Origin of the sequence: Arthrobacter globiformis NBRC 12137, assembly GCF_000238915.1 — a bacterium.
GTDB classification, from domain to species: Bacteria; Actinomycetota; Actinomycetes; order Actinomycetales; family Micrococcaceae; genus Arthrobacter; species Arthrobacter globiformis.
Genome location: NZ_BAEG01000050.1, coordinates 22,853 through 28,855 on the forward strand (window position 1 = coordinate 22,853; position 6,003 = coordinate 28,855).

Annotated in this window: 4 protein-coding genes and 2 tRNA genes; 4 read left to right on the forward strand and 2 right to left on the reverse strand. The window is 66.5% G+C overall.

Going from position 1 to position 6,003, the window contains the following annotated elements:
• Nucleotides 1-140 precede the first annotated feature (140 nt).
• Entirely contained in the window at nucleotides 141-1,862 is a 1,722-nt protein-coding gene (gene ilvD / locus ARGLB_RS09265) for a dihydroxy-acid dehydratase (RefSeq protein ID WP_003801498.1), read from the reverse strand.
• 225 nt (nucleotides 1,863-2,087) lie between these two features.
• Between ilvD and ARGLB_RS09270 the strand changes: the two genes are divergently transcribed.
• The 4 genes from ARGLB_RS09270 (at nucleotide 2,088) to ARGLB_RS09285 (ending at nucleotide 4,780) form a co-directional block, all read left to right on the forward strand.
• Nucleotides 2,088-3,095, forward strand: coding sequence for a sunset domain-containing protein (locus ARGLB_RS09270; protein WP_003801500.1), 1,008 nt, complete (start codon nucleotides 2,088-2,090; stop codon nucleotides 3,093-3,095).
• A gap of 37 nt (nucleotides 3,096-3,132) precedes the next feature.
• Nucleotides 3,133-4,341: a PQQ-dependent sugar dehydrogenase gene (locus ARGLB_RS09275; protein WP_003801502.1), complete on the forward strand. Its 1,209-nt coding sequence runs from the start codon at nucleotides 3,133-3,135 to the stop codon at nucleotides 4,339-4,341.
• Between the two features lie 116 nt (nucleotides 4,342-4,457).
• Nucleotides 4,458-4,533: transfer RNA gene (locus ARGLB_RS09280), tRNA-Lys, on the forward strand.
• 171 nt (nucleotides 4,534-4,704) lie between these two features.
• Nucleotides 4,705-4,780, forward strand: a tRNA-Lys gene (locus ARGLB_RS09285).
• 85 nt (nucleotides 4,781-4,865) lie between these two features.
• Here the strand turns inward: ARGLB_RS09285 and ARGLB_RS09290 are convergent.
• Nucleotides 4,866-5,900, reverse strand: a complete 1,035-nt coding sequence (locus ARGLB_RS09290) for a Gfo/Idh/MocA family oxidoreductase (protein ID WP_003801505.1) — start codon at nucleotides 5,898-5,900, stop codon at nucleotides 4,866-4,868.
• Between the last annotated feature and the right edge of the window lie 103 nt (nucleotides 5,901-6,003).

A 6,003-nucleotide genomic window follows, 5' to 3' on the forward strand; every position in this document is an offset into this window, starting at 1 on the left:
ACATCATTGTCCAGTTTTTGGTCCTCTTCAACGGTCGGACCGACTGCCGCCATGCCCACTCTAGGCGGCAGGGCTTAATAAGGGTAGCGCCCAGGGTCCCGGACCGTATGGCGCTCTGCGCCATACGGTCCGGGACGGCGCTACCCGCAGTATGCGCCCGTGGAGGCGCTGTGCACCAGCTTGGCGTACTTGGCCAGGACGCCCTTGGTGAACTTGGCCGGCAGCGGTGTCCAGCCTTCCTTGCGGGCTTCGAGTTCTGCGTCGTCAACGAGCAGGTCGAACGTGCGTGCTGCGATGTCGACGCGGATCCGGTCGCCGTCCTTCACGAAGGCGATGGGGCCGCCGTCGACCGCTTCGGGGGCGACGTGGCCGATGCACAGGCCGGTGGTGCCGCCGGAGAAGCGGCCATCGGTGAGCAGCAGGACATCCTTGCCCAGGCCCGCACCCTTGATGGCGCCGGTGATGGCGAGCATCTCGCGCATGCCCGGGCCGCCCTTGGGGCCTTCGTAGCGGATCACCACGACGTCGCCCTTCTGGATCTCGCCGTTGTCCAGCGCGTCCAGGGCGCCCTGTTCACGCTCGAATACCCGGGCGCTGCCTTCGAAGACGTCCGCGTCGAAGCCGGCGCTCTTCACCACCGCACCCTCGGGGGCGAGCGAGCCGTGCAGGATGGTGATGCCGCCGGTCTTGTGGATCGGGTTGTCCAGCGCGCGGAGGATCTTGCCGTCCAGGTCCGGCGGGTTGATGGACTCGAGGTTCTCGGCAAGCGTCTTGCCGGTGACGGTGAGGCAGTCACCGTGCAGCAGGCCGGCGTCGAGCAGTGCCTTCATGATGACCGGCACGCCGCCGATCTTGTCGACGTCCGTCATGACGTACCGGCCGAACGGCTTCAGGTCGCCGAGGTGCGGAATCTTGTCGCCGATGCGGTTGAAGTCGTCCAGGCTCAGTTCGACCTCTGCTTCGCGGGCGATTGCCAGCAGGTGCAGGACGGCGTTGGTGGATCCGCCGAAGGCCATGGTGACGGCGATGGCGTTTTCGAACGCCTTCTTGGTCATGATGTCCCGGGCGGTGATGCCCTTGCGGAGCAGGTTCACTACTGCCTCGCCGGACTTGCGGGCGAATTCGTCGCGGCGGCGGTCTGCCGAGGGCGGGGCGGCGGAGCCGGGGAGGGACATGCCCAGGGCCTCACCGATGCATGCCATGGTGTTGGCGGTGTACATGCCACCGCAGGCGCCTTCGCCGGGACAGATGGCCTTCTCGATGCGGGTGAGGTCTTCCATGCTCATCTTGCCGGCAGCGCACGCACCAACGGCTTCGAAGGCGTCGATCAGGGTGACTTCCTTCTCGGAGCCGTCCTCAAGTTTGACCCAGCCCGGCATGATCGAGCCGGCGTACAGGAACACGCTGGCGAGGTCCAGGCGCGCAGCGGCCATGAGCATGCCCGGAAGTGACTTGTCGCAGCCGGCCAGCAGCACGGAGCCGTCGATGCGCTCTGCCTGCATGACGGTTTCCACGGAGTCGGCGATGACTTCGCGGGAGACCAGGGAGAAGTGCATGCCCTCGTGGCCCATGGAGATGCCGTCGGAAACGGAGATGGTGCCGAACTGCATCGGGAACCCGCCGCCGGCGTGGACGCCTTCCTTGGCTCCCTGGGCCAGCCGGTTCAGGGACAGGTTGCAGGGAGTGATTTCGTTCCAGGAGCTCGCGACGCCGATCTGGGGCTTGGCGAAGTCGTCATCGCCCATGCCCACGGCCCGGAACATTCCACGTGCCGGAGCTGCGTGAATGCCGTCGGTGACAATCCGGCTCCGGGGCTTGATGTCAGGCTTGTTTTCGGTTGCGATCTGGGTGTCCTCACTCATGGGTCAAAGTCTATGACTCCTGAAAGGCCGCCAACGACCGGAAGTGGCCGGTTTGGCCCAATTTCCAGAAAATTTCGATCAAATAGTGGACTCACGTCTCACATTCTGGGACAGAGGCCCTGCCTGCCCTCGGTCCTGCTGGCGCTGACAAGCCTAGACAGCCCTATTGACAGCGACGTACCGTCAAGCAACGGCAACCTCGTGTGACGGATGAAAGGCTTTGCTATGGAGTGGATTATCTGGGTCATTGTCATTGTTTTGATCATCGCCGTCGTCTGGTGGCTGCTGAACCGGAACTCACGGGGAACGGCAACCGGCGCGGCCCGGACCGAACAGGTGACGTCCCCGTCCGGAGCCACTACCGCACCATCAGCTGCACGGGAAGAGTCGACGTCGGCCGCTTCTGCCGCCGCAGCGGCAGTGGGGCCTCCGTCAGACACCACCCGGACCGTACCCGAAGCAGGCCGCCTGGCCGGACCGGACACCGAACCAAACTTCGGGCCAGCGCCGGAAGCCGCTCCGCTGACGGGCCGGCCCGCCCCCGCAGCCGCGCGCCCGGAGCCCGAGGACGTGGAACCGGACATCGAATCCTGGGAGGCCGCCACTGCCCGCCCGTCCTCGGCTCGACCCGCCGGAGGAGACGTTGACGACTGGGACGACGACGGCGACAGGGCCGAATGGGATGCCCAATGGTCGGATGCAGGCAGTGCCGAGACGGGCAGCCCCACGCAGCAGGCTGCAGCGCAGCCTGCCACCCCGATGCACCACGCCGAGTACACGGATCCGCACGCCCCCACCCTGCCGGGCGCGGAATCCGCCGCGGCCGAAGCCCTGGACGCGGAGGCTGAAACCCAACAGCGGATCCAGTCCTCCGCTGCGACCGAAGCCGGAGCCAGCCACGATGCCCCGCCTCACCGCGAACCCCAGCCTCATCACCTGGAACAGGGATTCGGTGCGGAAAGGGGTTTCGGCGAACAGCCCATCCCCCACAAACAGGCCGCCGGCGAAGGCTCAGAAACGGCGGCGGACCAGCCCTACGGTGAGGGGTCTGCCTCGCCGGCCGCAGATGGCAGCGGCCCGGACGGATACGCCGTCAAAGGCGACGTCAGCGCCATGACCTATTACGACGAAGACAGCGCCGGCTACCAGGACGCCAGGGCGGAAGTCTGGTTCCTTTCCCCGGCGCACGCCGAGGCTGCCGGATTCCGGGCTCCGCGCCGGTCCCGGCGTTAACGCCCACGCGGCGGCTGACTGCGGCCGGAGGAAGCGCATGACACTCAACCACCCCCGAAAGCCCGCAGCGGCGGCCGCCGCCACGCCCCTGGCAGTGACCGCGCTGGCATTGTCCGTCCTCACGATGTCGCTGTCCGGCTGCACGGGCGACGGCGGTCAGCCCGTTCCTGGCACCGGCACGCCGGGGACAAGCACCCTGGGGACAAGCACCCCGGGAACAGGGACCCCGGGAACCAGTGCGCCCGCCGCCTCCGGCACGGCAGCCCCGGCGGCGCCGCGGGCGCCGGAAGTGGGGAGCAGGATCGAGGGACTTCAGATTCCCTGGTCGACGGTGTTCCTGCCGGACGGCACAGCAGTTATTTCCGAACGCGATTCCGCCCTGCTCAAATCCGTGACCGACGGCAAAGTCAGCACCATCGGGGCCGTTCCCGGCGTCGTTCCCGGCGGAGAGGGCGGGCTGCTGGGGCTGGCGTTGTCGCCCGGCTTTGCCTCGGACCACTATCTCTACGCCTACTTCACGTCGGCCGACGACAACCGGATTGCCCGCATGCGCCTGGAAGGTACCGGGGCAGCCGGCGGCGGGGGCCTCCGGCTGGGTGAGCCGGAGGTGATCTTCTCCGGCATGTCCAAGGCCTCCACGCACAACGGCGGCAGGATCCGCTTCGGTCCGGACGGGTTCCTCTACGTCGGTACGGGCGACTCGCAGCGCCGGGAGCAGCCGCAGGACCGGAACGCGCTGGGCGGCAAGATACTGCGGCTCACCAAGGACGGCGCCCCCGCGCCCGGCAACCCGTTCCCGAACAACCCCGTCTACAGCCTTGGCCACCGGAACGTCCAGGGCCTGGCGTGGGACGGCCAGGGCCGGCTCTGGGCCAGCGAATTCGGACCCGACGTCAACGATGAACTCAACCTGATCCGGCCCGGCGGAAATTACGGGTGGCCCGAAGTCACCGGGGCACCCCACCGGGACGGCTTCATCGACGCCAAGGTCATCTGGCCATCCACGGCAGACTCCTCGCCCAGCGGACTCGAAATTTCCGGCAACACGGCCTACCTCGGGGCGCTAAGGGGCCAGCGCATCTGGGCGGTCCCTCTCAGCGGCGAAAACGCCGGCACCCCTGTGGGCTATTTCACGCGGCAGTTCGGGCGGATCAGGAACGTTGCGCTGGCCCCGAATGGGGATCTATGGGCCCTCAGCAACAACCAAAACCCTGATTTCGCGCTGATTTTGCGGCCTCCACGCTGAGTGGCACGCCCCGCCCACCTCGATTTCACACCGGCCAAAACTTCGTGTAGAGTCTTATGTCGTTGCGGAGGTCAACGAGGGAAACAAAAAGCCCGCGGACGACCGAAACAGCAAATGCACCTCTAGCTCAATTGGCAGAGCAATTGACTCTTAATCAATGGGTTCCGGGTTCAAGTCCCGGGGGGTGCACCACTACCGAAGCCCCGCTTTCATGGCCACAAGCCTGAAGGCGGGGCTTTGTGGTTTCCCGGAAGTGGCTGCGCCGGGAGCGGTGTTGTCATAACCAAAACTTCGTGTAGAGTTTCATGTCGTTGCGGAGGTCAACGGGGAAACAAAAGCCCGCGGATGACCGATACAGCAGATGCACCTCTAGCTCAATTGGCAGAGCAATTGACTCTTAATCAATGGGTTCCGGGTTCAAGTCCCGGGGGGTGCACCACTACCGAAGCCCCGCCTTCAAGGCCACAAACCTGAAGGCGGGGCTTTGTCGTTCCTGAAACAGGCAACGACACCTGGTTCCCGCGTCAGCCCGCGGTCTGGAGCGCGACCCGCACCGGCTCCCCGGACTGCAGCGACGCCTGGGCGGCGTCCGCCACCATGGACGCTGCGACGGCGTCCTCCGGCGTGCACGGGTTCTGCCGCTTCCCGAGCACCAGTTCGACGAAGGCCGCCATCTCTGCACGGTACGCCGTGTGGAACCTCTCGGCGAACGTCCTGTGCGGCGGCCCCGCCGGGAAACCCACTGCGGGTTCGGCGGAGATCATCGCCATCTGCTCATCCATCCCCACCATGACGGACCCGGCGGACCCCTGGAGTTCCAGCCGGACGTCGTGTCCTGCCCCGTTGTAGCGGGTGGCCGAGACGGTGCCTACGCTGCCGTCGTCGAACGTCACCACGGCCAGCGCCGTATCAACGTCTCCGACGGCGCCGATTGCGGGGTCACCGTTGTTGGAACCCTTGGCGAAGACCTCCACGATTTCCTTGCCGGTGAGCCAGCGGAGAATGTCGAAGTCGTGGACGGAGCAGTCGCGGAAGAGGCCGCCGGACGTCGCGAGGAACTCCACCGGCGGCGGCGTCATGTCGCACGTCACCGCCCTGACCGTGTGAAGCCACCCCAGCTCCCCGGCGTCAAAGGCTCGCTTGGCCTCCAGGTAACCCGGGTCGAACCGGCGCTGGTGTCCGATCTGCACAGTGCCGCCTGTGGCGCGGATATGGTCGAGGACGGGCAGTGATTCCTCGACGTTCACGGCAACAGGCTTTTCGCAGAACACCGGGATCCCGGCGTCCACACCGGCCTTGATCAGGTCCGGATGCGTAGCCGTTCCGGTGGCGATGACCAGCCCGTCGATGCCGGACTCCAGCAGGGCTTCAACGGAGGGAAGGAACCCAGCGCCGATTCCGCCCGCCAGGGTCCGGGCGTGCTCTGCGGCAACGTCGGTCAGCTTAAGGTGCACCTGGGTGCCCTGCGGCCCCGTCAGCTCCTTCAGGCCGGTGATGTTGCGGGCGTGCATGGCGCCGATTCGGCCCACTCCCACGAGTCCAAGAGTTACTTCTTTCATGCCGCTCCCAGTCACGGCTCCCCTATTCCGGCGCCCGGCCGGCGTCGGCCGTGGAGTCGGTCACGTCGGCGACTTCGGCCTGGACTTCCTTGACGATGTCGCC